Source organism: Mycobacterium sp. FW102-FHT13B02 (assembly GCF_058790275.1).
Map to the genome: position 1 here is coordinate 331680 of NZ_JBYTCM010000005.1, position 25884 is coordinate 357563.

Annotated in this window: 25 protein-coding genes; 14 read left to right on the plus strand and 11 right to left on the minus strand. The window is 64.7% G+C overall.

Features of this window, described 5'->3' with window-relative positions; genetic code table 11:
• Positions 1-350: 350 nt before the first annotated feature.
• Entirely contained in the window at positions 351-2363 is a 2013-nt protein-coding gene (locus AC3WTE_RS11865) for an NlpC/P60 family protein (protein WP_492437646.1), read from the minus strand.
• A 374-nt stretch (positions 2364-2737) separates the two neighbouring features.
• Here AC3WTE_RS11865 and otsB point away from each other — a divergent pair, with 374 nt between their 5' ends.
• Entirely contained in the window at positions 2738-6700 is a 3963-nt protein-coding gene (otsB, locus tag AC3WTE_RS11870) for a trehalose-phosphatase (protein ID WP_492437647.1), read from the plus strand.
• On the opposite strand, the gene AC3WTE_RS11875 is transcribed toward otsB, so the two are convergent.
• Positions 6697-7029, minus strand: a complete 333-nt coding sequence (locus tag AC3WTE_RS11875; protein ID WP_492437648.1) for a hypothetical protein — start codon at positions 7027-7029, stop codon at positions 6697-6699. The genes otsB and AC3WTE_RS11875 overlap by 4 nt on opposite strands.
• A 320-nt stretch (positions 7030-7349) precedes the next feature.
• On the opposite strand from AC3WTE_RS11875, the gene AC3WTE_RS11880 reads away from it, so the two are divergent.
• From AC3WTE_RS11880 to AC3WTE_RS11890, 3 genes are read left to right on the plus strand one after another with little or no spacing between them, the layout of a single operon-like run.
• On the plus strand, positions 7350-8129 hold the full coding sequence (locus tag AC3WTE_RS11880; RefSeq protein WP_492437649.1) for a Crp/Fnr family transcriptional regulator: 780 nt from the start codon (positions 7350-7352) through the stop codon (positions 8127-8129).
• Positions 8126-8383, plus strand: coding sequence for a hypothetical protein (locus AC3WTE_RS11885; protein ID WP_492437650.1), 258 nt, complete (start codon positions 8126-8128; stop codon positions 8381-8383). The genes AC3WTE_RS11880 and AC3WTE_RS11885 overlap by 4 nt, the downstream gene beginning before the upstream one ends.
• The gene (locus tag AC3WTE_RS11890) at positions 8380-9273 is read left to right on the plus strand and encodes a universal stress protein (protein WP_492437651.1); all 894 of its coding nucleotides are present in this window, start codon (positions 8380-8382) and stop codon (positions 9271-9273) included. The genes AC3WTE_RS11885 and AC3WTE_RS11890 overlap by 4 nt, the downstream gene beginning before the upstream one ends.
• 33 nt (positions 9274-9306) lie before the next feature.
• Here the strand turns inward: AC3WTE_RS11890 and AC3WTE_RS11895 are convergent, their stop codons facing one another.
• Positions 9307-9885, minus strand: a complete 579-nt coding sequence (locus AC3WTE_RS11895) for a hypothetical protein (RefSeq protein ID WP_492437652.1) — start codon at positions 9883-9885, stop codon at positions 9307-9309.
• 124 nt (positions 9886-10009) lie between these two features.
• On the opposite strand from AC3WTE_RS11895, the gene AC3WTE_RS11900 reads away from it, so the two are divergent.
• From AC3WTE_RS11900 to AC3WTE_RS11915, 4 genes are all read left to right on the plus strand, one after another.
• Complete coding sequence (locus AC3WTE_RS11900) at positions 10010-10945, plus strand: universal stress protein (RefSeq protein WP_492437653.1); 936 nt, start codon at positions 10010-10012, stop codon at positions 10943-10945.
• The gene (locus AC3WTE_RS11905; RefSeq protein ID WP_492437654.1) at positions 10942-11961 is read left to right on the plus strand and encodes a zinc-binding alcohol dehydrogenase family protein; all 1020 of its coding nucleotides are present in this window, start codon (positions 10942-10944) and stop codon (positions 11959-11961) included. The genes AC3WTE_RS11900 and AC3WTE_RS11905 overlap by 4 nt, the downstream gene beginning before the upstream one ends.
• A 134-nt stretch (positions 11962-12095) precedes the next feature.
• Positions 12096-12980: an NAD(P)H nitroreductase gene (locus AC3WTE_RS11910; protein WP_492437655.1), complete on the plus strand. Its 885-nt coding sequence runs from the start codon at positions 12096-12098 to the stop codon at positions 12978-12980.
• A gap of 8 nt (positions 12981-12988) precedes the next feature.
• Positions 12989-13879, plus strand: coding sequence for a universal stress protein (locus tag AC3WTE_RS11915; protein ID WP_492437656.1), 891 nt, complete (start codon positions 12989-12991; stop codon positions 13877-13879).
• Between the two features lie 3 nt (positions 13880-13882).
• On the opposite strand, the gene AC3WTE_RS11920 is transcribed toward AC3WTE_RS11915, so the two are convergent.
• Together AC3WTE_RS11920 and AC3WTE_RS11925 are read right to left on the minus strand one after the other, a co-directional pair.
• Positions 13883-14146, minus strand: coding sequence for a phosphoketolase family protein (locus AC3WTE_RS11920; protein WP_492437657.1), 264 nt, complete (start codon positions 14144-14146; stop codon positions 13883-13885).
• A complete protein-coding gene (locus AC3WTE_RS11925; protein WP_492437658.1) occupies positions 14143-15048 on the minus strand; it encodes a universal stress protein in 906 nt (301 codons plus the stop codon). Before AC3WTE_RS11925 ends, AC3WTE_RS11920 begins: the two co-directional genes overlap by 4 nt.
• A gap of 225 nt (positions 15049-15273) precedes the next feature.
• Here AC3WTE_RS11925 and AC3WTE_RS11930 point away from each other — a divergent pair, with 225 nt between their 5' ends.
• On the plus strand, positions 15274-16461 hold the full coding sequence (locus tag AC3WTE_RS11930) for a bifunctional lysylphosphatidylglycerol flippase/synthetase MprF (RefSeq protein WP_492437659.1): 1188 nt from the start codon (positions 15274-15276) through the stop codon (positions 16459-16461).
• Positions 16458-17255 (plus strand): universal stress protein, encoded by a 798-nt coding sequence (locus tag AC3WTE_RS11935; RefSeq protein WP_492437660.1) that lies wholly within the window; start codon positions 16458-16460, stop codon positions 17253-17255. Before AC3WTE_RS11930 ends, AC3WTE_RS11935 begins: the two co-directional genes overlap by 4 nt.
• A gap of 63 nt (positions 17256-17318) precedes the next feature.
• Here AC3WTE_RS11935 and AC3WTE_RS11940 read toward each other — a convergent pair whose 3' ends face one another.
• Both AC3WTE_RS11940 and AC3WTE_RS11945 read right to left on the minus strand, forming a co-directional pair.
• Positions 17319-18224 carry a universal stress protein gene (locus AC3WTE_RS11940; RefSeq protein ID WP_492437662.1) on the minus strand — a complete coding sequence of 302 codons (906 nt, stop codon included), beginning with the start codon at positions 18222-18224 and terminating at the stop codon, positions 17319-17321.
• Positions 18225-18335: 111 nt separating this feature from the next.
• Positions 18336-18632, minus strand: coding sequence for a hypothetical protein (locus tag AC3WTE_RS11945; protein ID WP_492437663.1), 297 nt, complete (start codon positions 18630-18632; stop codon positions 18336-18338).
• A gap of 89 nt (positions 18633-18721) precedes the next feature.
• Here AC3WTE_RS11945 and AC3WTE_RS11950 point away from each other — a divergent pair, with 89 nt between their 5' ends.
• The 3 genes from AC3WTE_RS11950 to AC3WTE_RS11960 are packed head-to-tail and all read left to right on the plus strand — an operon-like array spanning position 18722 to position 20532.
• Positions 18722-20086, plus strand: coding sequence for a cytochrome P450 (locus AC3WTE_RS11950; RefSeq protein ID WP_492437665.1), 1365 nt, complete (start codon positions 18722-18724; stop codon positions 20084-20086).
• 18 nt (positions 20087-20104) lie between these two features.
• Positions 20105-20356 carry a class I SAM-dependent methyltransferase gene (locus AC3WTE_RS11955; protein ID WP_492437667.1) on the plus strand — a complete coding sequence of 84 codons (252 nt, stop codon included), beginning with the start codon at positions 20105-20107 and terminating at the stop codon, positions 20354-20356.
• 41 nt (positions 20357-20397) lie between these two features.
• The gene (locus AC3WTE_RS11960; protein ID WP_492437668.1) at positions 20398-20532 is read left to right on the plus strand and encodes a hypothetical protein; all 135 of its coding nucleotides are present in this window, start codon (positions 20398-20400) and stop codon (positions 20530-20532) included.
• On the opposite strand, the gene AC3WTE_RS11965 is transcribed toward AC3WTE_RS11960, so the two are convergent.
• On the minus strand, positions 20529-21239 hold the full coding sequence (locus AC3WTE_RS11965) for a PadR family transcriptional regulator (RefSeq protein WP_492437669.1): 711 nt from the start codon (positions 21237-21239) through the stop codon (positions 20529-20531). The two genes, AC3WTE_RS11960 and AC3WTE_RS11965, sit on opposite strands and share 4 nt — an antisense overlap.
• Positions 21240-21368: 129 nt before the next feature.
• On the opposite strand from AC3WTE_RS11965, the gene AC3WTE_RS11970 reads away from it, so the two are divergent.
• Positions 21369-22367, plus strand: coding sequence for an NAD(P)H-dependent flavin oxidoreductase (locus AC3WTE_RS11970; RefSeq protein WP_492437670.1), 999 nt, complete (start codon positions 21369-21371; stop codon positions 22365-22367).
• Positions 22368-22370: 3 nt separating this feature from the next.
• On the opposite strand, the gene AC3WTE_RS11975 is transcribed toward AC3WTE_RS11970, so the two are convergent.
• From AC3WTE_RS11975 to AC3WTE_RS11985, 3 genes are read right to left on the minus strand one after another with little or no spacing between them, the layout of a single operon-like run.
• The gene (locus AC3WTE_RS11975) at positions 22371-23675 is read right to left on the minus strand and encodes an amidohydrolase family protein (protein ID WP_492437672.1); all 1305 of its coding nucleotides are present in this window, start codon (positions 23673-23675) and stop codon (positions 22371-22373) included.
• Positions 23669-24880, minus strand: a complete 1212-nt coding sequence (locus AC3WTE_RS11980) for a CoA transferase (protein ID WP_492437673.1) — start codon at positions 24878-24880, stop codon at positions 23669-23671. The genes AC3WTE_RS11975 and AC3WTE_RS11980 overlap by 7 nt, the downstream gene beginning before the upstream one ends.
• The gene (locus AC3WTE_RS11985; protein WP_492437674.1) at positions 24877-25803 is read right to left on the minus strand and encodes an enoyl-CoA hydratase/isomerase family protein; all 927 of its coding nucleotides are present in this window, start codon (positions 25801-25803) and stop codon (positions 24877-24879) included. Before AC3WTE_RS11985 ends, AC3WTE_RS11980 begins: the two co-directional genes overlap by 4 nt.
• Positions 25804-25884 lie beyond the last annotated feature (81 nt).

Here is a 25884-nt window from a genome sequence, read left to right on the forward strand (position 1 = left end):
CCGCTTGCAAAGTAGATTCTGCGCGCGGATTCTCGTTGTTTCCCAGAACTTTTGCCTGCGACATGGCTCGCCGGAGGCGCGCCGACCGCTCCTTCTCGGAGCACTTCATCACGACTGAACATAGAAACCTCCGGGTGCCAAACCGACTGTCATGCAGCGGAAACGCTGCGCTGGCGCCGGATTCTTCGGTGACCGGTGTGCCGGGATAGTCGTCTCGCGGCTCCGCCAGGACCGGCCTTGGATGTCTTCACGGCCATCGCGACCCTTCTTCCCTTCGCAACGATCGAATAGCCGAGCCTGCCAATGGGATACAGGCATCGCGCCAAAGCCGTGACGGCCTGGCCGTTTGGTCACGCGGGAATCCTCAGCACATCCGTCGCCCGCCGATTGGTGCACTGCGTGACGACCGGTTCGACCCGCACTGGATTACCGGAGCAGGGTGCGTTGATCATCCATCCGTTCCCGACATAGATACCGGTGTGATAGGTACCTGTCCCCTCGAAGGGTTCCGCTGCGCCCCACACGAACACATCGCCGGGGCACGCATGGGTGATCGCTTCACTTGAGACCAGACCACCGGAGATGTGGGTGAAATGGGGACAGGTGTCGATCGTGTCGGTAGGGACACCGGTGTCAAAGCCGGCTCCCTGAGCCACCGCGAAACGCACCAGACCGCCACAGTCATAGCCGACCCGGTTCTGGTCCTGATGTTCGTGCGCTCCACCGTCCGGCGGATCCCAATCGAGCGTTCCCGAAGATGGGCCGTCGGTCCGCTTGTTCCCACCCCAGGCGTAGGTGGTGTTCTGCTGGCCCGCTGCGAATGCGAGGGTGTCGATCGCCTTGTCGCCGGTGGGGGTCCTCGGGTCGGGCAGGGGATCACCGTTGTGAAAAGTCGCCAATCGTTCCCGCCAGACCTGAGCCGTCAGGCCGGCCAGCAGCGGAGAGGGATACGGATTGTCTTCCAGGCACATGCAATTGTGGTAATGCGAGCTGTTGTCGCGGGTCGCCTCCGTGGGCCGCGGCATCACTCCGCCCTTGGTCGGCAGGGGCAGCTGATCGGCCGGTGTCGGGGTGCCGCCCGCCGGTACCGCCGCGGACTGGGTGTCCCAACCTCGCTGATGCAGCAGGGTTTTCGCGCGCGCCAGGAACGCTGTGCGTTTGGCCAGACCACCGGCGCCGCCTTGGACCGCTTTGGTCACCGCGACGATGTCGTCACGATCGGCGATCGCATTGATGTTCCTGCGCGTCCAGTATTCGCAGGCGATCTTGATCGACAGCACCGGGTCGGCGGCCAAGTCGGGATCATCCACGAGATTGGCACCGACGAGTGGACCGTAGGTGGCGTAGTTGGCGCGGCCGGTGAGTTGGATCAGACCACGGCCTTTGTACCGTGGCCCGTCGCCCGCATAGATGTTTCCCAGGTCCGGCCGGTTGTCGAGATAAGCGAAGTAGGCGTCGTTCCCGTACTCGACGGTCGTGTTCAATTCGTCGGTTTCGGTGCAAATCTGGGCCAGGAAATGCGCGACGCGCAGGAAGGTATTGATCTGGTACTGCTCGCCGGTGAGGGTGGACTCCAGCACGGGGCTGATCTGCTCGATGATCTCGGACTGTCGGGCTTTACCGGTATGGCTCACCATGGCCCACAGCAGTGCAGCGTCCAGGGGCACCCTGACTTTCTCGGCCGCCCACCCCGGCGGCATAAGCCAATGCTCTTTCATGACCGCATTCCACTCGCGCTCACCGATACAGCCGTAGTCCAAACCGGCGGCGGGCTGCCACCCTTTGTCCAGCTGCAGGGTGACGGCGGCCTGCTGCGTGTTTCCGTCTCGCCACCGCTGGGTCACCGGCAGACCAAGGGCCTGCTGCCAGCGGCCCAGTGCCTGGCGCCAGTCGGGCTTCTCACTGGGGTCTGCGCCGGACACGCTGCACTCAGGACCCTCTTGGGGGCCGAAATAGAAACCGTTCGGCAGCGGATAGTCCTTTGGTGTCAGGTCAGGCTGAGCAGCCCAACCCGGTGGCAAGCGCCAGCCCTCGGTGAACACCGCGTCCCACTCCCCCTTGTGGATACAGCCGTAGATGCTGCCGCAGCCGGGTACCGAAGTTGGGCGCCAATGTTTCTCGTGCTGAAGGAATTCGGCAGCTTTCGGCGTTGTGCCGTCGTTCCACTTCTTGGTCACTGGCAGCCCGAGCGCCTGCTGCCAGCGGCCCAGCGCTTCGGCCCACGACGGCTCCTCGCCGCCGCCCTCACCGGAGACAGAGTACTTGGGACCTTGCCGGGGGCCGAAGTAGAAGCCGTTGGGCAACGGAAACTCGCTGGTTTGCATCGCGGTCCGCGTAGTTACCGCGGTATCGGTGGATGGCATGTCGTCGTCCTTATCGCCTGAACCGAATTTTGCGCATTGTTGGGGCAAGCTTTCGCTGACCGCTTGCACGCGTTGTGTTGCTGCTGAACGTAGAACTTCGCGGAAAAGTCTGCGATTCCAAGGTTCAATTTCATCGACGCAGAGGCATTCCGTCCCGAGGCGTCCTGCGTCTTGCTGTCAGTAGCCCCCGTATCGCATTTGGCCAGCCCACACCCGGTGATGCCGACTAAGGCAACATTACGGTTTTTCAAAATGAGCAATAAGGAGTCAAAGGTCCCGATCCGGATGGACAACGGACCCAATGGGAAGAGGTCACCCCAACCACGGCCGTTCGGCCCTCCCCCCCGAGCTGAGCTGCCTGAGATTGTCAGAGGGTGTCGGAACACCCAGACGGTCCAGTCATCATCGACCCCCGTTTCTACGACGCGGTGCTGTTCGATCTCGACGGGGTGATAACCGATACCGCCTCAGTGCATTTCGCCGCGTGGAAGGCCGTGTTCGATGCCTACCTCGCCGGCCGCGGCACAGAAACCAGTCCCGAACCGAATCCGTTTACCGAGGCCGATTACCGGCGCTTCGTCGATGGCAAGCCGCGCGAGGACGGAATACGGGACTTCCTGGCCTCGCGCGGAATTTCGCTACCAGAAGGCGACATCAGCGACGGCGACGACGACGACACCGTCCGGGGCCTGGGTAACCGCAAGCAACGACTGTTCGGCGAACTACTGGCACGCGGCATCACCGGCTTCGAGTCGTCCGCCGCACTCGTGCGTCAGCTCGGCAGCGCGGACATCCACACAGCCGTGTACTCATCCAGCCGCAACTGCGCGGACGTGTTACGCGCGGCCGGCCTCGACGAGTTGTTTCCGATTCGGGTGGACGGGGTGCTGGCCGAGCAACTGGGCCTGGCCGGCAAGCCGGATCCCGCCATGCTGAAGGAGGCCGCTGATCGCTTGGGGGTGCGGCCCGATCGATGTGTCGTCGTCGACGACGCCGCGTCAGGTGTTAGGGCCGGCCGTGCGGGCGGGTTCGGTCTGGTCGTCGGCGTGGCCCGCACCGGTTTCACGCAGGAGTTGCTCGCCGCCGGCGCCGACGTTGTGCTCAGCGACATGGCCGAGATGACCGTCCAGGTCACTGGTCGCCGGATATCGACGTTGCCGGACGCGCTCACATCCTTCGGCCTCCTGGGTGGTGTCACTGTCCCCCGCCGCCCGGCGCTGTTCATCGACTTCGACAGCGCGCTTCCACACGTCGCAGGCGAGCTTGGCGTCAGCGCGCTCACTCCGCGCGCCACACATGCGCTGACGGCGCTCGCGGCGCTGTGCCCCGTCACCATCCTCAGCAGTTACGACCTTGCCGACCTGCAGTCCTCAATCGGGGTGCCCGGACTGTGGTACTCCGGGAGCGACGGCTTTGAGTTCTGCGCTCCCGACCACAGTCACCACCAGCATGACGCGGCCGTCGCCGCCATTCCCCTGCTGGAGTCCGCCGCTGCAATGCTCGAGAACCGCCTCGAAGCCATCCCGGGAATCCGCTTGGAACACAGGCGGTTTGCTATCGTGATCCACTACGGAACTGCCCCAACGGAACATACCGCCGACATCAACATCGCGGTGCACGCCGCCGCCCGCCAGCACCATCTGCGGATCACCCAGGGCCACAACGCTGTCGAATTGCACCCGGATGTCGACTGGCACGAGTGCAAGATGTTGCACCGGATCATAGCGATGGCTGGAGACGGGATACCGCTGCTGCCGATCTATATCGGAAGCAGCCGGTCGGATGAGATGGCGTTCGACGCGATCGAACACGACGGCGTGTCGATCATCCTGCGGGACACCGAAGACGGGGACCGGCGTACTTCCGGTCAGTTCAGTATCGAAGACGCAGAGCGCGTCGTGGATTTTCTCGAGCACATGTCCGACCAACTGGCAGCAGCAGGACGATCAGAGGCTGACGGTTGGTCGATCACCTTTGACGACTACCAACCGCAGTATGAGCGGCTGCGGGAGGTGCTGTGCGGAATCGGCAACGGCTACCTGGGCAGTCGCTGCTGCGCACCCGAAGCCACGGCAGGTGACTTCCACTATCCGGGCACATACGTGGCCGGCGTCTACAACCGCCTCGTCGACGACGTCGCGGGCACGGTGATCGACAATGAGAGCATCGTCAACCTACCCAACTGGCTACCATTGACGTTTCGGATCGACGACGGTCAATGGTTCGACATCGACCGCGTAGAGGTCCTGACATACCGGCAATCGATCGACGTCCGCCACGCCGAGTCCATCCGGGAATTCAGATTCCGAGATGCCGCAGGACGCACCACCGGCGTCCAGCAGCGGCGGTTCGCCTCGATGCACGATCCTCATGTCTGCGCGCTGCAGACCACGGTCACGGCCGAAGACTGGTCGGGCACCATGGCGTTCCGCTCGGCCGTCGATGCCGCGGTCAGAAACGCGGGTGTGGAACGTTACCGCGACCTTTCCGCCGGCCACCTCGCTGTCAGCACGGCGCAGGATCTGTCGGACGGATGTGTGCTGGTGGAAACCCAGACGGTGCAATCCCGAATTCCGGTGGCAGTCGCTGCCCGGACCACCGTGCGGCAAGGAGACCAACGCGTCGGTTCGGGCTACCGGTACTTCGAAGCCGACGGCTGCGCCGGGCACACCGTCACTGTAGAGCTCACTGCGGGCCAGTCGGTGACCACCGAGAAGGTCGCGCTGATATTCACCGGTCGCGATCACGCGGTGGGCGAACCCGGCGACGAGGCCCGCCGCAGACTCAACGGCGTGCATCGGTACGACGAACTCTGCTCTGCACACCGCATTGTGTGGGGTCAGCTGTGGGAATCATTCAACCTGCACCTGGTCGCCGACACCGCCGAGCTGCGCATTCACCGTCTGCATATCCTGCATCTGCTGCAGACCGTATCCGTGCACACCGCTGATCTCGACGCCGGAGTGCCGGCTCGCGGGTTACATGGCGAGGCGTATCGCGGCCATATCTTCTGGGACGAACTGTTCATCATCCCGGTGCTCAATCTCCGGACCCCGGCGGTCAGTCGCGCGTTGTTGAAGTATCGGTATCGCCGGCTGCCCGAAGCGCGGCGCGCAGCAGCTGCCAGTGGCTACGCAGGTGCGATGTTCCCCTGGCAATCAGGTAGCGACGGCCGCGAAGAGAGCCAGCAGATGCACCTGAATCCCTTGTCGGGCAGGTGGAACCCAGACCCCAGCCGGCATGCGCACCACATCGGAATAGCGATTGCCTACAGCATCTGGCAGTACTACCAGGTGACCGGCGATCTGAAGTACCTCATCGATTATGGCGCGGAAATGCTCCTCGAGATCGCCCGATTCTGGGTCAGCCGCGCCAGCTTCGACGCCCAGCGGGGCCGCTACCAGATCCGGGGTGTGATCGGGCCTGACGAGTTCCACACTGGCTATCCGGGGCGTCCGTACGAGGGAATCGACAACAACGCCTACACCAACGTGATGGCGGTGTGGGTCATCGCGCGTGCCCTCGAATCGCTCGACATCCTTCCGCTACGTGATCGGTTGGACCTCCTGGACAGACTCAATCTGCGCGGCCCCGAACTCACCGAGTGGGACAACGTAACTCGGCGGATGTTCGTCCCGTTTCACGACGGCATCATCAGCCAGTTCGAAGGCTATGAGCAGTTGCGCGAATTGGATTGGTCTGCATATCGCAAGCGGTACAACGATATCCGCAGACTTGACCGCATTCTCGAGGCAGAGCACGACAGCGCAGACCATTACCAGGTGTCCAAGCAGGCTGACGTCCTGATGCTGTACTACCTACTGTCCGCCGACGAGTTGCGGCAACTGCTGGGCCGACTAGGGTACGGGCTGCCGCCCGAGGCTATTCCGAAAACTGTGGACTACTACTTCAATCGGACATCGCACGGATCAACGCTGAGTGCCGTCGTGCATGCCTGGGTGTTGGCTCGCGGCAACCGTGACCAGGCCACGTCGTGTTTCACACAGGTACTGAAGTCCGATATCGCCGATGGCCCCGGCGGCACCACGTCCGAAGGGATCCATTTGGCTGCCATGGCCGGCAGTGTCGACTTGTTACAGCGATGCTTCTCCGGACTCGAGACGCGTTGTGACCGGCTGGTGCTCGGCCCCATGTGGCCGGAAAATGCTGGAACGCTGGGGCTTTCAATCTGGTATCGCGGTCATCGGCTGCATTTGAGGATTCATGGCAGAACTGCCGAAGTCACCGCCGACCCTTCGGACGTGGCACCGATAGATGTCGAATGCCGGGGACATATCCAGCAGCTTGCCGCCGGTTCGACCATCCACATCTACTAGGCCGTGGCCACCGACCACAACCGCCGTGGCCTCCGGACGACCGCCTCGATGTCGGCCTCGACCTCGACCTCGACCTCGATCTCGACCGACAACCGCGCAGCCAATGCGTGCGCGCTGGGCCAGTCACCGTCGCACACCGCGCGCGCCAGGTCGTCGACTGCCGGGCTGACCGCATCGAATTCGGCGAGCCACGATGCGACCACTTCGGCGACCATATCGCCGGACACGTGCGCTGTCCGGCCGCCGTGCAAGCAATCCCGGACGCAGAAACACGGGCGCTGATCGGCCGCCGTTGATCCGCGACCCACCCAGTCCGCGATTGCTCCCATGACGATCACCTCCGAATTGCTGACAAAACGATCACATCACCTGCGTGATACTGGGTGTAGGGGCCGAGGTAGCGACATCGGGATGTCCTATGGCGTGTTGTCGACGGCCGAAATCCGAAGGAACGAGGGACTTTGGTACGAGCCGAACGTTGGTGAATTGGGCCAAACGTCCCTATCGGAGTTACCGGCTGCGAACTTAGTGTCACACCATGCCCCGACCATGTCGTATGCCGGAGTCGAATCCCGCAACAACGGTTCTCAACCGCAGCGGTTCCCGCCCGGCCACCAGGACGATGCGGAATCGCTGGGCGGAATGCGCGGTGCCGGCGACCCATGTCGATTGGAAAGACGCGCTGAGCAAGAGCTGGTTGATCCACGACCGCAAGACAATGGATGAGCTTCTCGGGGTCACCGGATCGGCTCCATCGCTCCACCTCAACGACTTCCCCACCGGGCATCAGATCTTCGCCGAAGGCAGGCCGGCCAACCGGGTCTACGTGATCATCTCGGGCATCGTGAAGCTCACTGCGCCCATTCCCCGGGGTCGTTGCACCGTCCGATCACTGTTGGGCCCCGGTGACATCATCGACGCGCCAGCGGCGTTCGACGGCAGCCCGCATGGCTGCACCGCGACGTGCCAGACTCTTGTGCGCACGGCTTCGTTGAGCAGTAGCGCCGTGCAACGGCTCCTCAGGCACCGGCCTGCGCTCGCCCAACGCTGGCTCCAGGCGCTCGCGCAGGAAATCCGCGCCCGCGAACAAGACATTGCGCTCTTGGCATCGGGTGACATCGCCGCTCGGGTCGCACGCGAATTGCTCACGCTCGCAGAACACCTCGGAGTTCCCGTCGAGGGCGTGATGCACGTCGATCACACCCTCACCCGTCAGGAGTTCGCCGAACTTGTCGGCGCCCCAAAGGAACCGGTTGGCAAGGCACTGGCGAACTTCGTCGCGCACGGCTGGATCGTGACCGGTCCGGGCCGGTTCGAGATCACCGACATCGATCAGCTCCGCCGTCGTGCGGCGGCGGCCTTCTACACGTCACTTCCTGACGCGCACGCCTTCTCCGAACGATGCCGGATCACGGAGGGACCGCAATGACGGCAGCACGAGCAGACGTCCGGGTGCTTGCCCAGCAGTTCCTGGCGTCGCCATACGCCCGCATGGAATTCGTCAATTGGTCGATCGATCAGCGTGTCGCGAGGTTTCTCCACAGTCGCGGGTTGTCTCATGTGGCTGATGACGGAGACTCGCTGTGCGACTTGGTTGATCGGATCCTGCACTGCCACGGCCGCGAAATCTCGGCTGACGACTTCAGCCAAGCAGTCACGAGCCGAGCGGACATCCGGCAATGAGAACGCGCAACAGCCGATTCGGCATCCTGGTCGGCATCGACGGCTCGGCAGAATCCCGCAGCGCCGTCCATTGGGCCCTTGACACAGCGGCGCGGCACGACCTGCCGCTCACAGTTGTGCATGTCCTGCGCGAGCCTGAGAACCATTGCAATGCTTGGGGATTGACGAGCGCGCCGCAATCGATCCGGTCAAGCCCGCAGGTCGAGCAGGACGTCCAGGCCCTGGTCGGCAGCGCGATATCCGTCATCGACCATCTGTCGGACGCCACGCCGCTCGGATACTTCCGGACCAGGCTGCACACCGCGCCGGCGGCCGCGACGCTGGCGGACCTGTCCGGCGATGCCGACATGGTCGTCGTGGGCGGTACTGAACGTCATCTCGCCTCGGCAACGTTCTGGCCATCCATCGGCATCGACCTGGCTCGCCACGCCGGTTGCCCGGTCGCGGTCGTGCGCGGAGAGGCCAGGATCCGGCCGTGCGCCTTGCCTGTCGTCGTGGGTATCGATGGCTCGCCCGCCTCAGAAGCCGCTGTAGCCATCGCATTCGACGAAGCGGCGTCGCGGGGTGTCGAACTGGTGGCGCTCTGCGTGGTCAGCGAGAACACAACCATCGAGCTGGCGGGGACCACGCTCGCCCCCGACACGTCCGGCGAGGAAATCCTGGCCGAGCGACTGGCCGGCTGGGCCGAACAGTATCCGGATGTCAGTGTCCGGCCGTTGGTGGCATGGGGCGATCCCGCCCACCGACTCCTGGAGGAAGCCGCAACATCGCAACTTCTCGTCGTCGGCAGCCACGGGCGCAACACGATTGCGAGCGCCGTACTCGGTTCGGTCAGTAGCGCGGTCGTTTCGGAGTCGCCCGTCCCGGTCATCATTGCCCGGCAGCCCTGAGCGCGCTGATCCCGCGCAGCCGACACCCCTCGGTCAGTGGTACCGCAATGGCAAGCGCCACAACGACTCCCCCGCATCAAGTTCCCACAACCTGATGGCGTTGAGCCGGACCAGGCTCAACGCACCGGCGATGAGAATTCCGGCCAGGGGAACACCGCCGAGCACAGCGGTCAGGACCGCGGTGCGCAGTTCAGCCGGACTGGCCGTTGTCACGTCAAACCAGGCATCACAGAGCAAGAGGATTCCCGTGGTGAACGCGGAGAACACCAACAGATGGCGGTGCAGCCATGCCAAGATTGCCGTCGCCGCCATGAATACCACCAACAGGCAATCGAATCCGACCCAGATCACCGGCCAATTCCGGACCTCGTGAGTGCGCGGCAGGGTGAAAGCCAGATAGACGATCCACGGGATCATGAACACCACACCTCCGGTCATCAGGCTGAGGTGTGCACGCCGCAGTCGCTTCGGATGTGCGGCAGACATCACTTCGCCGATCGGACGTTGGAGGCGGCGGATCAGCTCACGTCGCTGCGCGGGTGTCAGCATATCGATCTCGCTGTCCGACAGTACATGTCCGGTGTTTCCGTCTCCGGCATCGTGTTGAAGCATCCGATCGACGCTACGAGTCGTTGGCACCGTCCCGTTAGAGCCGTTGGTCCTGATCTGAGCGCGGCCGCCGTCCGATGACCTTGGTCCCTAGTACGGCAGCGAGGGGCCGAACACCATGGAAGACATGTCAATTGCTGCTATCGCCGGCACTGTGGTCGGCATCGACGGGTCGGCGGACGGCGAAGCCGCGCTGCGGTGGGCTGTCGGAGACGCGAAGCTCAACCATCAGAAGATCACGCTTGTACACGTCGTGAGCCCACTGGTCGGCGGATACTCGGGCATCGGAATGTCCGCACCCGTCTGGCCGCAAGATCTCAACGATTGGCGGCAGGACCGCGGACGGCAATTGCTCGACAACGCGGTACATCTCGCGCGTGCCCTCGCGGGCGGGGAGTTGGAGATTGACACGATGATGCCGTTCGGCGCCATCGTGCCCGCGTTGGTCGAGCTGAGTGCTCGCACCGACATGATGGTGCTGGGCAGCCGCGGACTGGGCACGTTCAACCGCGCCTTGCTGGGCTCTGTCAGCACCGCACTGGCCCACCACGGGCACTGCCCCGTCGTGCTGGTGCACGCCGACGCGCCGGCGCTTCCGGCCAATGCCCCGATTCTGTTGGGCACCGACGGTTCGGCCGGGTCGGTACCCGCGGTCGAAATAGCCTTCCGGGAAGCGTCTTGCCGGAACTCCGAATTGATCGTGCTGCACGCTTGCAGTGACGCCGAGGTCCCCCAGCTCACCGCGGTTCCGTGGTGGGCACTCGAGAGCGACGCCGAACGTCGACTGACGCAGTTCCTGGCGCCGTACCGGGAACGCTATCCCGAAGTGGCGGTCAGCTATCACGTGGTGCGCGACCATCCAGCCCGTCATCTGGTGGAAGCGTCCGAGTCTGCCCAGTTGGTCGTCGTAGGCAGCCGTGGACGCGGTGGCCTGGCCGGCATGCTGTTGGGCTCGGTCAGTTCCACACTGGTGCACGCGACGACGACACCGGTCATCGTCGCGCGGCGCGACGCAGCCCTCGTAGAGACCAGCCCGACGGTTGCCACGGCGGCGCAGTCATGATCACCTCGACCATGCGCACCTGGCGAGTTCGTACCCCGGCCCCCATCGGCAGCAGCCCGCTCGAGTTCGGCACCGCAGACATCACGGAACCAGCCGACGGCGAATTGCTCATCGCCGTGCGCGCCTGCGGAGTCTGCCGCACCGACCTACACGTCGTCGAAGGCGATCTACCCGTGCACCATCCGCACGTGACACCCGGTCATGAGGTGGTGGGTGAAGTGGTGGCCGTCGGAAACCAGACCCCGGGCGACTTCGCCGTGGGCGATCGCGTCGGGGTGGCGTGGCTACGGCACACCTGCGGGCGGTGCCACTTCTGCCTCCGGGGAGCGGAGAACCTCTGCCCGCAGTCTCGCTACACAGGTTGGGACGCAGACGGCGGTTACGCGGAATTCATCACCGCACCAGCCGATTACGTACACTCCCTGCCCGCGGGCTACTCAGATGCCCAGCTTGCGCCATTACTGTGCGCCGGCATCATCGGATATCGATCCTTGCTGCGAGCCGACCTACCGGGCGGCGGGCGGCTGGGCATCTACGGCTTCGGGGGCAGTGCCCACATCACCGCGCAGGTGGCTCGGGCCCGCGGCGCGGAAGTACACGTCATGACGCGCGGTGAAGCCGCACAAAAGCTGGCCATGGAACTCGGTGCCGCCTCGGCACAGGGTCCTGCTGATCCGCCGCCCGTGGCACTCGATTCCGCCATTCTGTTTGCGCCCGTCGGGGAATTGGTGTTGCCGGCCCTGGAAGCCCTCGATCGTGGCGGCACCCTGGCCATCGCCGGCATCCATCTCAGCGACATCCCGGCACTGAACTACCAGCGGCATCTGTTTCAGGAACGGCAGGTCCGATCGGTGACGTCGAACACCCGGGCTGACGCCCGCGAGTTCCTTGCGTTCGCCGGTAGCCATCACATCGAAGTCACCGCCCCAACGTATCCATTGGACCAGGCTCAGCACGCCCTGAGCGATCTCGCGGCCGGACGTATCTCCGGTGCCGCGGTACTCCAGGTCAGCTGATCTCCGGCTTCCCGTCGATCGATAGATTCCCCGAGTATGAGCCCAAGGGCACACCAACGAGGACCTACGGCCCTGTCGGATCCCCCTGCAGCACTACGAGACTCGAATCTAATCAGCTGTCGGAAGGGATCACGATGCTCAAGACAATGCTACCGGTGGAGGTGCTCGAGGACGGCATGCGCATGGCCTGTCGAGCTCCGTCGTATCGCAACAGCCAGCCGTGGAACTGGATAATCGACCATTCGCAATTGCAACTGTTCATTGCCCCCGAGCGAGTGCCGTCCGTCGATCACGCTGGGCGCCAATCGCTGATCAGCTGTGGAGCGGCCCTGGACCACTTGCGCGTCGCAATGGCAGCCAACCGCTACGACTGCCAGGTCAAGTACTTTCCATCCGCCAACAGTCTCGCGTACCTGGCCTCGATCGATATCGCACCCGCGACCTATGTCAGTGAACTCCAGCGCCGTCGCGCCCATGCGATCATCGACCGGCGCTCCGCTCGGCTGCCGTATGACAAGCCACCGAATTGGTCTCAATTCGAGCCCCGGATGCACTCGGACGTCGATTGCCGGTTCACCTACCTCGACGTGATCGCTGAAGGCGATCGGGCCGGCATCACCGAAACAACCCTGCTGGCCGAGCAGCTACGGCCGTTCGAATCAGACACGAATCATTGGGGCGCAACATCATCCGAGCAAGACCGGCACGAACGAACCGACGTCGCCGATGATCATTCGGTGCTGCTGGTGTTGTCGGCGGTCGAGAACACCCGCCGGGCGGTCTTCGGCTGTGGTGAGACACTCTCGCAGGTGCTCCTCGAGGCCACCATGGCAGGTTTCGCCACCTCGATCATGACCCGGGCGGTCGAAGTTCCCGCCACTCGCGACATCGTGGCCGATGTTGTCGGTCGGGCACTGCCTCAGGTGATCGTGCGGATCGGGGCCCACTGCAACCGGGATCTGCTACCGCCGCGGGCCCCACGTCGGCCACTGTCCGACGTACTCCATTTCGCCGAATGAGGAAAGACATGCACACCGAACAAGCCGCTCCGGTCATCGTCGGAATCGACGGCTCACCTGCCGCTGAATCGGCGGCACTATGGGCCGCGCAGGAAGCCGCCAGCCGTAACGTGGAGTTGCGACTGATCTACGTGGTCAATTCCGTTCTAGGCCAGCCGATGCCCGCAGAGTCGTACCGGGTGGAGGTCGAGAAGGCAAAGAACGCACTTGCCGCCGTCCGCAGGCGCGTTGTGTCGGTCATCCCCGAAGCCAGAGTGAAAACCGATTTCTATGAAGGCAATCCTGCCGGAGTCCTGGTCGCCGAGTCTCGATTCGCGTCCCTTATCTGTCTCGGCACCAACGGCATCGGCCGATTCGTCAAGGCATTTCTCGGGTCGACCGCCGAAACCGTGGCCGGCGATGCCGCCTGCTCAGTTGCTTTGATCCGGGCTGCAGACGGAACGAAAACTGCCGACTTCCAACCGCAGTTCGTCGTCGCACCGGTCAGCGTGTACACCGACGACTCCCGGATCATCCGAGCCGCGGTACGTCGGGCACGTCGTCACCACTCCCCCGTGCTGGCGCTCGGTGTCAAGGACAACGATCTCGGAGCCACCCCGCGTGACGTGTTGGACCAGATGGTGGACCGATGGCGCCAGGAGTACCCCGACGTGACGTGGTATCCCGTAGCGACGAATGCGGGGCTGCCGCATTTTCTGCGAGACCATCCTGAGTTGGCGGTCACCGTGGTGTTGAATTCGACTGGAAAACTGGACGTTTCATCCGTGATCGGAGGAATTCATCGCGAGCCGGTGGATATGAGCCAGCTCGTGGTCTTCATCGACCGGGATCACGATGCAGCCGAACCTCACACCGACCGCGCGGCAGCATCTGCCGGTGACCAGACAGTGCCGCAATAGTTTTCAGGTGGGTATCGGGATGCCCGCCGCGCCCGGCGGGCATCTCCCGGCGTCAATCAACCGCCGGAATCCAGTTCCATTCCTGTATCTCCGGCAGGTCCTCACCGTGCGTGCGGATCCAGTCCCGATGGTCAACCGGTGAATCAACGGCGGGTAACCGTGATAGGCAAAGATCACCGGCCGGTCGGTAGCCCGCCAGTACGCGTCGACCGACCGCAACCGAGGCGCCGCCAAGGGCTCTCTGACAGCACGAGTTGTGCTGGTCACCGGGTGGACTCGCGAGCACGCGGCCGAACGACGAGCACCGGGCAGTTCGCATGGTGGATCAACCGGTGACTGGTGGCGCCGAGGAACAATCCGGTTACATCGCCATGCCCATGGCTCCCGGCGACGACCAATTGTGCATGCTGGGCGTGGCTCAGCAGCACCTGCGCCGGGTTTCCGAGTGCCGTGATGCGACGGACGACGACGTCGGGGAATTTCTCCTGCCAGCCCGCCAGTCGCTCTGCCAGCAGCATCTCCTGCTGTTCCTCTCGAGCCCGGCCGGTGAGGTCATTCCAGGGTGGTTCGACGTAGTAGAAATAGGCCGGCATGTAGCTCCAGACCAGCACAGCGACCAGTTCTGCACCGCGCATCGAGGCTTCCTCGAATGCCCACGCGATGGCGTCTTCGCTGTCCGGCGCGCCGCTGATCCCCACCACGACGGTGCCCGTCACCGGCACCCCGGGTGCACGAACCACAACGACCGGGCTGTGCCCGTGCGCGGTCAACGCCACCGATACCGAGCCGGCGAGCAGCCCCATGAACGCATTGAGGCCCGTTGAGCCCACGACGGTGAGGAACGCATCCTTGGACAGGTCGGCCAATACCCGGGCCGGCCGACCAGCCACTCGGGTCAGGGTCACCTCCAAGTCAGGGTCCAGAACCTGGACGTGATCCAGCGCTTCGTCAAGGAAGCGCTGGCCCGTGGTTTCGAGGTATTTGAAGAAACTCTCCGAGGCGCCGGGGTTGAATCCCATCGCAAAACTCTCGAAGTCGACGGCGTGCGCCAACCGGAGCGGAAGGTTGCGCAGCTGAGCTTCATTGACGGCCCAGGTGAGTGCCAGCAGCGACGAACTCGATCCGTCGATGCCGACCAAAATATGAGGGCGGGAAGCTAATTCAGTCACAGTTTCCTCCGAGAACATTGCCGGTCCGATGGTCACGACGCTACGAGCGCCGGCAACGTGCTGCTATGGCCGAAAGTCACTCGTTGGCCCGCCACAGGCAACGCGCAACGGGTGGCCCCCAGCGGTGACTCATGTGGCCGGCCAAAAGGCCTTTGTGCCCTCGCCCCGACCGCATACCCCGCGTGAGGATTCACGGACACGCCTTTCCACACCTAAAGGGAGCTCATGGAGCCGGCAGACCGCGAAGCAGGTCCCCAGCTGACCATCGGCCGGCCGAACCGGAAACGACGCGGCAGCAGGTCGTGCTCACCGAGCAGTACTTATCCTGTTTCGCAGCATGTTTGGTCACTGATCAGCGGCACGCACGGCGATCCGCTGGCTCCGTTCGCAATGGCTGCCGGCCGGCGCCTGTGGTTCAGCCCCGATGGCACCGCCGCCCTGTCCTACCGCGTGCTGGGCGGGTACGCCGTCGTCGCGGGCGATCCGATCGGGAATCCCGAGCTGTACGCCGGTCTTGTCAGCAGCTTCGCCGAAATGTGCCGAGCGCATCACTGGCACGTCGTAGTGCTCGGCGCATCAGAGCCACGATTGGCGTTGTGGCACAACGCCCCAAGGATCCTTCCGCATCTGGCCACGGTGCCGATCGGCCGTGACGTCGTTATCGACGTCAACACATTCAGCCTCGCCGGCCGGCGCAAACGTAATCTTCGCCAAGCTGTCCAACGCACCCACAACGCCGGCATGACAACGCAGGTCGTGGCGGAGAACGAGGTCGACGACCACCTGCGCATGGAGTTGCGCGGCGTGATGCTCGACTCGGGCAAATCCGTTGACAGGGAACGCGGATTCTGCATGATGCTGGGCGGCACGCTATCGGGTCGCTATCCGGGGGTATGGCTCATCATCGCCCGCGACGGCAACGGCCGAATACAGGGCTTCCATCGCTATGCCAGCGCCGGCGGAGGCACCGACGTCAGCCTGGACCTGCCATGGCGGCGCAGGGATGCCGTGAACGGCACGGACGAGCGACTCAGCGTCGACATGATTCAATGGACTAAAACGCATGGCGGACAACGTGTCTCGCTCGCTTTCGCGCCATTTCCCGAGTTGTTCTCCGAAGGTACCGGCCATGGATTGTCCCGCCAATCCCTCCGGGCGCTGGCTCATATCGGCGATCGCTTCATCAAACTCGAGTCGCTGTACCGATATGTCCGCAAGTTCGACGCGATGAGCCAGGAGCGTTATGTCCTGTTCCCAGCCCGGCATTTCGGACACGTGCTGGCTGTTCTGATCGCCCTCGAGTTTTCCCCACATCACCGCTCGCCGACCATGTCGACGGCGGCCGGTACACCGAACTCCGTCTTTTCCAACCGCCATCGGAACACGGAACAAACAGACAGGGAGACAACATGATCGAATTCCACAGCGGCGACTCGGTCGTCGTTGGGATCGACGGTTCGACGGCCGCCGTATACGCCGCTCATTGGGCAGTGGACGAAGCCATCTCCCGGGACGTACCAGTACGCCTGGTGAGCTGCGTTCAGCAGTCAGCAGGGTCGGACCGCATGGTCATGGAATACGCCCGGACCTGCCTGCGAGCAGCGCATGCAGCCATCGAGACAACTGCTACGCAAGTAAAGATCGAGACTGCCGTGGTGGTCGGCGACCCGACCGTTGCGTTGATCGGGGAATCCCGCGATGCCGCACTGGTGTGCGTCGGTTCGGTCGGAATCGGGCGTTTTGCAAAGGCGCTACTGGGCTCGACAGCCGCAGGAGTTGCTGAGGGTGCGTCCTGCCCCGTCGCAGTCATCCGCAGTTACTCACCACGGCGACGGACTCCTGACGGGGCGATCATGGTGGAGTTGAACGACTGGGACGAAAACCACGATGTCTTCGCCGCGGCAGTTGCCGAAGCGCAACTGCGCGCGCGGCCGATTATTGCGGTCGGAGTGTGCCCGCCGGAGACGGGGCTAACGGCGTGGCAGGAGCTGCGGCGCCGCACTTCGGTCTGGCGCGACCTCTATCCCGACGTGGAGATCACCGCCGCACCTGTCACGACCAGCGTCGTCCACTACCTGCACAATACGTCCGAACCAATCAGCCTCGTCGTGGTCGGCGCCCACAGCGCTCGGGAACTTCCGGCCATCATCGGCTCGCATGCCGACACCAACCGCGACAATCCGTCTGTCCTCATCGCGCGTGCATGAACGTGCATGAAGATGACTGACCACTGCCCGCGGCCGGGCAGTGGTCAGTGGGTCGGTGCGATGTCAGCTGCTCGACTCGCGGGTATGGGGCCGGGCAACGAGTACGGGGCAACCCGCATGCTGAATCAAGCGGTGACTCGTCGATCCGAGGAACCATCCCGCGACATTCCCATGTCCCCGGGTCCCGGTGACAACCAACTGGGCGCGCTGGGCATAGTCCAACAACACGTGCCCCGGGTGACCGGCGGCCACCACCCGACGGACGACCACGTCCGGGAACTTCTCCTGCCACCCGGCCAAGCGCTCCGCCAACAGCATTGCCTGCTGATCCTCGCGAGCCGGGCCCGGCAGCTCTTCCCATGTCGGTTCGACGTAATCGAAATAGGCTGGTACATAACTCGATACGAGAACGGCCAGAAGATTTGCGCCACGCAGCGAGGCCTCCTCGAAGGCCCAGCCGATCGCGTCCTCACTGTCCGGCGCACCGCTCACGCCGACTACGACCGGACCGCCGGCATGTGCGCCGGGAGAGCGAACCACGACGACAGGGCTGTGCCCGTGTGCGGTCAGCGTCAAGGCCACCGACCCCGCGAGCAGCCCCGTGAGTCCGTTGAGCCCAGTGGAGCCGACAACGGTGAGAATTGCGTCCTTGGACTGTTCCAGCAGCACGTCCGCGGGGCGACCCGTCACGTTGTGTAGCGAAACCTCTACGTCAAGATCCATGGCCTGAACGTCTGCCCTGGCTTCGTCGAGGAATTTCTGCCCCGCCGCCTCCACATATTTGAAGAAGCTCTCCGAGGCACCCGGATTGAATCCCATCACAAAATTGCCGTAGTCGACGGCATGGACCAATCGCAGCGGCAGGTTGCGTCCCTGCGCCTCGTGGACGGCCCACGTCAACGCGTCAAGCGATGACCTCGAACCGTCGATGCCGACCAAAATACAAGGGCGAGGAGATAATTCGGTCATGTTGTCCGCTCCAGACGAAGGTGCATGTATCTGACACCTGCAACGGTACGAGCGCAGACCACGCCGTGCTACGGCCGAAAGTCACTCACTGATCCCGACGAGGTCGGCTGATTACCCGGCGTCACCGACTTCATCGAGTCGCTCGCTCACCCGCGCCAGCGCCTCGTCGAACACCTCAATCTTCTCCCCGCGCTTCTCGCTGGCCGGCTGCGCGGCGCCGCGGCCACCTTCTGCCTCCACCCGGGCCGCGCCCTGACGCCGCAACAGACTGAAGTTCTTCTCGCGCGCTTGCCTAAGTTTGGTCTGCAGCTCCTTCAACGATTTCGCGTCCATACGGGCCAACGCCTCGGGATTGCTCTCGGCGATCAGCGAATTTTCCTGTGGGGTGAGGTTCACGTGGTTGCTCATCATTGATTCATAGCCCGCGGCGACGACACGCGCTCGTCGAATCAAGGCACTACTTGCCAATCGCCGAATGCGGCATGATTCTTGGTGTCATGTCCGCACCCACCGAGGCGCCCCCGGTTGGCGCCTTGCCACTCGCGCCGAAGAATCCGCTGCCCTGGCGGCAGCTGCTGAACACGCGGCAACTGCACACCGGACTGGTATTGCTGAGCGAAGTCGGCGGACCGGTGAGCCGCATCGCCCCGGTACCGAAGTCGGTCGCGCCACCCATCGTGCTGGTCACCTCGCCCAGCGGCATCCGCGACGTGTTGGGCCGCGCAGACAATCTCGCCGACCGTTCGACGATCCACGAAGAAGTGCGCAACGTGGTCGGCGACAACCTCTTCGTCCTGCCCAACAGCGCCTGGCCGCCACGCCGACGCGCCTTGCAGCCGGTTTTCACCAAACAGCACGTCGACCGCTTCGGCGGACATATGACCCAGGCCGCGCAGACCAGTGCCGACCGTTGGCGCGACGCCCGACATGTCGACCTCGATACCGAGTGCCGCCAGCTCGCCATGCGGTCGCTCGGATACTCCATCCTCGGTCTCGACATCAACGAACACAGCAACACCATCGCCGAGAACATGCATGTGGCCTCGCGCTACACGGCCGACCGCGCCCTGCGACCGATCAAGGCACCGCAGTGGCTCCCGACGCCGGGACGCCGTCGCGCTCGTGCCGCGGTGGCCCGCATGCGCCGGATGACCATGGACGTCCTGCGGGACTGCCGCGCGAATCCGAACCGCGATGCGCCGCTGGTCAAGGCGCTGCTCGCGGCCGCCGACCCCGAAACCGGCCAGAAGCTTTCTGACGACTACATTTGCAACGACCTGCTGATTTTCATGCTGGCCGGCCACGACACGACAGCGACGACACTGACGTACGCCTTGTGGCAGCTCGGGCGTAACCCCGAGATGCAGGACCGGGTGGCCGCCGAGGTCGCCGCGATCGGTGATCGGGAGCTGACGCCCGACGACGTGCCGCGGCTCACGTACACCGCCCAGGTGCTCAACGAGTCGCTGCGACTGTGCCCGCCGGCGGCCGGTGTCGGCCGGACGGCGACGCAGGACATCGTGGTCGACGGCTACCGCGTGGAAGCCGGCACCATCGTGGCCATCGGCATCAGCGCCGTCCACCGGGACCCGACATTGTGGGACCACCCGCTGGCCTTCAACCCCGACCGGTTCAGCCCGGAGAACTCCAAGATTCGCGACCGCTGGCAGTTCATCCCGTTCGCCGCGGGCCCGCGCTCGTGCATCGGTGAGCACTTCGCGATGCTGGTGACGACACTCGCGCTGGCCACCATCGTCCGGTCGAACCGTATCGAGTCGTTGGCGGACGACTTCCCGCTGGAGTCGCCGTACACGACGGTGGCAAAGGGCCCCATTCCGGTTCGGGTCGCCGCGCGCGGGTGACTCTTGGCGGTGGCTCGCATGATGCTCGACTGGGACCACAACGCCTATTACCAACACCTGCTGCTGCAATACCTGCCGGAACAGTGTCAACGTGTGCTGGACGTCGGCTGCGGCGCCGGCGGGTTTGCGGTCCAGCTCGCTCGACGCAGCGCCTGTGTCGACGCCGTCGACCGCTCGGGCCTGATGATCGCCGAAGCGAAACGACGAACTCCGATGAACGTGAACTGCATCGAGCGCTCGGTCTCCGGTTCCTGGCAGCCCGCCTCCTAGGGACGAGTGCCGGGTTCGCGAAGACGTCCGACCACCGCGACATGCCTGTCGTGCTGGACCCACCGTTGACGACCCGCGAAGTCGCCGACCTGGCAGCTGAGCTTCTACCGGGCGCCCGTGTGCGGCGGCTGCTCTTCTGGCGTTACCTACTGATCTGGCAGAAGCCCGCTATCTAGCTGCGCGATGCCAGTTTGTCCAGCACGTCCAGGGCCTCGCGACACCAGTCGACCCACGCTTGTTCGGTACGCAACCCTGCCTTCAACACGAGGTGGCGCAGCACGTCGGCGTCGGCGACGGGGGCCGCGAAATCACGTGCATCGATTTCACGGTAGTTCGCCAAGGTCGCTTCATGCGAAGCCAGGTGATGGGCGATCACCGCACGCACGGCCCCTGTCTCGCCCAGTGCGGCCGCAGCACGCACACGCACCGCGATGGACATCCGTTCCGGCGCGGGATCGTCGATCCCGCAAAGCCATTCACTGAGAGCCTGCCGTCCGGCCGGCGTGATGCTGAACCGCTTGGGCTGGCCACGCTCGGGTCGATCGGGAGTCGAGGCCTCGGCAAGCCCGGAGTTCTTGAGCTTGTCGAGTTCACGATAGATCTGCTGGTGGGTCGCCGCCCAGAAGTAGCCGAATGCCCGATCGAACCGGCGAGTGAGTTCAATACCGGTCGATGCCCGCTCCGTGAGCGCGGTCAATATGGCGAATTGCAGCGACATGGCGTGATCGTAGGTCCAGTGCGGTTTCCGGTGCCGGAACGCAGCACGTTTGCGCAGTTCTCCGTACGCGGGAGTCCCATCACGCCAGTTATCCAATCTGTTGCAAAAAGCTGAGACGACAGCCGAGCTCGCCGCCGAACCATCGCCAAAAGCACCTTTGCCCAAGCGATTCGATTATCGCCGGCACAAGCAGGCCGCCGCTCGCGTCTTGATTATGCCACTAGTTGCATAACCAGGGTGACGCAGCTAAAGTCGTGTCCAATCACGGTTCCGATTCGAAGGGCTATCACCACAATGGGTCTGCCTCCCGTCCTCGCACAGCGCCTGTCCCTGCCGGTGGTCGCATCGCCGATGTTCCTGTGTTCAGGACCCGAACTGGTGAAGGCGGAATGCCAGGCGGGCATCATCGGATCCTTCCCGGCACTGAACGCCAGGCCCTCCAGCCTGCTCAGCGATTGGCTGGATGAAATCGAGGAGTCGAACGCCGCCTACGCGCTCGGCAATCCCGACGCCATCGTTGCGCCATTCGCGGTCAATCAGATCGTGCACCGCTCCAACGACCGCCTCGAACACGACATGAGTGTGATCGTCGAGCACAAGGTCCCGATCGTGATCACCTCGCTCGGCGCACGGCCCGAGATCAACGACGCCGTGCATTCCTACGGCGGCATCGTCCTTCACGACATCATCAACAACGAGTTCGCACACAAGGCCATCGACAAGGGCGCCGACGGCCTCATCGCCGTTGCGGCCGGGGCCGGCGGCCACGCCGGCACCCAGTCACCTTTCGCACTGGTTCGCGAGATCCGTGAGTGGTTCGACGGTCCACTGCTGTTGTCGGGCGCCATCGCCCACGGCCGGTCCGTACTTGCCGCATTGGCTGCCGGCGCCGACTTCGCTTATGTCGGTTCGGCTTTCCTGTCCACCGATGAAGCGAACGCGGTACCCGAGTACAAGCAGATGATCGTCGAGTCCACCGCATCCGAGATTGTCTACAGCAATCTGTTCACCGGCGTGCACGGCAACTATCTCCGCGGCAGCATCGTCGCCCAGGGTCTTGATCCAGACAACCTGCCCGAATCCAACGCCTCCGCAATGAATTTCGGTTCCGGCGGCAATACGGACGCCAAAGCGTGGAAGGACATCTGGGGCGCCGGTCAGGGCGTCGGCAGCATCAAGGAGCGCCTCACCGTGGCGCAACTGGTCGAGACCCTGAAGACGCAGTACGTCGAGGCCCGAGAAGACTTGCTGAGCCGGGTGCTCGACGACGACATGCTGCAGCCGGTGCGCTAGCGCTCAGCGCGTCTCGTACACCACCGCACCGTCGTACACGGTCGCGGCCACCAGCGAGGCATCGAGGGCGGCGAGGGCATCTCGCGGCGGGGCGGACAAGACACACAAATCTGCCGCCATCCCGACCGTGAGTGCCCGCGGCACGTCGGGCTGCCGGGGTGATCCCAGAAACATGCCCAATGCCGTTGCCGCGTCGATACTTTCGCCGGCCCCGAGCACTCGCCCCGTAGAAGTACTGCGGTGCACCGCAGCGCGCATCGCCGCCCACGGATCGGCGTCCCCGAACGGCATGTCGGTGGACAACGCGACAGGGATCTGCGCGTCGCGCAGCGAGGCCACCCGCCACAGTTGGCAGTGTTCCGCTGCCGGCACGTCGGTGAGGTACTGGTCACCGCGCTCGGCAACGAAGTTCGGTTGGGTCACCACCAGGACGCCGAGTTCGCGCAGATCGGCCAGGCAGTCGTCGGGAATGAGGGCGCCGTGCTCGATCCGGTCGCCCGGCCGCGTCCCCGCTTGGCGCAGCGCACTGATCGTGACAACGAGCTGCATCGCGGTAACGCAGTGCAGCGCAACGATTCCGCCTTGGCGATGCCGGGCGGTGATCCAGTCGGTCAGCGCATCGAGGTCCAGGTCGTCGTCGTGCAGGATGCGTTTGGCCGGGGCCAGCACGTCAACGCGCTGGCGCAGTTCGCCGTGTCGACGGGCCTCGCCGAAGTTCATCACGTCCGTGGCGGTCAGATCGGGCGTCGCGTCGGTGACACCGGTGACGCCGAACGATGAGAGTCGTCTGCTGATCTCACCCAGCCCGGCGTCCCGCCGTTGCAGTGAATGCGACCAGCTCGGGTCGGCGCTGCGCAGCCGGCCGTCGGGATGCTCAGGCAGGCCGACAGCCGCCAGCCCCGCGGAGTTCAGGGTCCACAGCACGCCACTGCGGTGCTGGACGCGCACTGGCACATTGGGTGAAACCTGATCGAGCACCGCACGATCCAGCGAACCGGCGACCGCCTCGTGATAGCCGACCGCCCGAATCCAGCCGTCCTCGCCGACCTTGGCGTGTCCCAACACCGCGCGCAGGGCGTCACGGCTGCGCACCTCGCCGGGACCCACCCGTACTGACGCCAATGCTGCTGCCGCCGAACGCAAGTGGACGTGATGGTCATGCAGGCCCGGGATGACGGTGCCACCCGCCGCGTCCATGACGTCCTCGCCCTGGATTGGTTCGAGACCGGCCGCAATGGCCTCGATCCGCCGGCCCGTACGGATATCCACCATGCGGCCGTCGAGCAGCACGGCCCGTTGAATCAGCATGCCGCCGCTGCCCTTTCCCGCACCATTTCCCGCACCGCCGCATTGTCGGCACCCAGCTCGCCGGCCCGCGACGACAGCACCGGCGCGGCCGGTTCCGCCACCGCACCAATCCCGTCACTGCTGATGAGCGGTAGCGCCGCATACTCGGCGGCGACCGAGGCCAGCGCGAACTCGATGACCTCACCGCCACCACGGTGCAGCGACTCCCCCACCGCCAGCGCGGCATGCATGCCCGTCAGCGGATCGGCAATGGCGTCGCCACAGAACACCGGCCCGGCACCGGCTGGATCGCTGCCGACGAGGCCCCCCGATACCGCGGCATCGTCACCGAAACCGACCCAGTGAGCGCATTCCCCGTCGGCGCCGTGACCGGTGATCCGCAGCCACACCCGCCCATTCCGGGCCGGGACATCCGCCGGCCCTAGGCCCCGATGCGTCAGCGCATCCGGACGCGACGACTCGATCACCACATCAGCCACCGACAGCAGCTGCCGCACGTCGTCAGGCTGGCCGAAATCAGCCGCGTAACAGTACTTTCCGGCATTCATCCAATCGAAGAACCGGCGCTCGCCCTGGCGCGTACCATCCGGCCGCGTCGGGCTCTCCACCTTGACCACCGTGGCACCGGCCCGGGCCAGCAGTTGCCCGCACAACGGGCCCGCCCACAGCGACGACAGGTCCGCCACCAGTAGTCCGGCGTAGTCGCCGAACGGATTTCGGCCGCCACATCGACGCACCACCGGCGCAGCCGCAACGGTCTCGCCCAATACCCCGACCGGCAAGCCGAGTAGACGGGCCCGTTCCGCGACGTCGCCGACCTGGCGACGACCGGCCCACTCGGTGATCGCCGACCACCGATGGTCGATCGCCACCTCCGATTCCAGCATCGCCGGCACCGCATCGACGTCATCAGGCCGCGCCAGAGTCAGGGCGAACCAGCCGTCCCGGCCGGCGATCAGCCGCGTCGCTCCACCGGCACTGATCCGGCCCTGCCGGAGTAGCCCTGACAGCGCGGCTCGCCCCGCGAGGAGTTCGGCGGCATCGACCGTGATCCCGAAAAGAGCCGACAACTCGGATGCGACAGCCCGCGCCTGGTGCAATACCGCGGCGCGGCTGACATCCGGCGGGCCGTCCGGCATGCCGGTCAGCGCGGCCAGCCCGCTGACCGACCACTCCCGCACCATCGCGCCTACCCCGTCATTCATGCCGAGACAACATCAACCAGGCCCCAGGTCTGTGCCTTCGCCGCATTGATCGTCACCCCGGACAGCACCAGATAGGCTGTGCGCCAACGGCCTATCCGCCGCGTGATGCTCACCGTGCCACCCGCACCGGGGATCAGCCCCAACGCCAACTCCGGCAGTCCGAGCGTGGCATCCCGATGGCAGGCCACCCGCCCGCAGAACGCGGCCATCTCCAGCCCGCTGCCGAGGACCTGACCATGCACCACGGCCTGGCACGCCGTGCCCAACCGACGAGTGATCTCGTCGAGCACCAGAGCCGGGCTGAAGCGCGTGCGGGCCAGGTGCGCCGAGGCCGGGTCATCGAAGGTCCCGAACTCGGCCAGATCGCCTCCGCTACAAAAGGAAGGCCCATTCCCCGTGAGCACCAACGCGGTGACCGAGGTATCCAGGCGGGCCACCTCCAGTGCCTCGAGCAGCGCCGCCCGCGCATCCGTGGAGAACGCGTTGTGGCGCTGGGGCCGGTTGAACGCCACGTACAGGGTCTCACCATCGCGGTGCGCTACTACCGGATCCGGTAGCAGCGGAGCAGTTTTCGGGCCGCGTTCGGCCAACCAGCGGGCAAATTCACGGCCGGACTGCAAAGTCGAGTACGCCAGCGATTCGGTGATCACCCCGCTGAACGTCGAGCCGGCCGGGTCGAAAGCACGCAGCACGTCGTCACACACCGCCGCGGTCTGCGGCCAGGACGCCACGCGCTCGGTGATCTGCGCCAGCGCCTCCGCGACGTCAGGCACCTGCACAGTCCTCGGATCCGCACATGGCCGGTCGACCAGCGTGAAAGTCGCCTCCTGCAACCAGAACTCTGCGTCGGCACCGGCCGGATCCCCGACCCCGATCACCAGCCCACCGGCACCCGGCGCATCGGCGAGGTCGACAACCCGCATTCCATCAGGCAACGGACACCGGGCCCTGAACCTCAAAGTGGGTCACCGGCACGTCCTCGCCTCCTGCGGATGTCGACACCT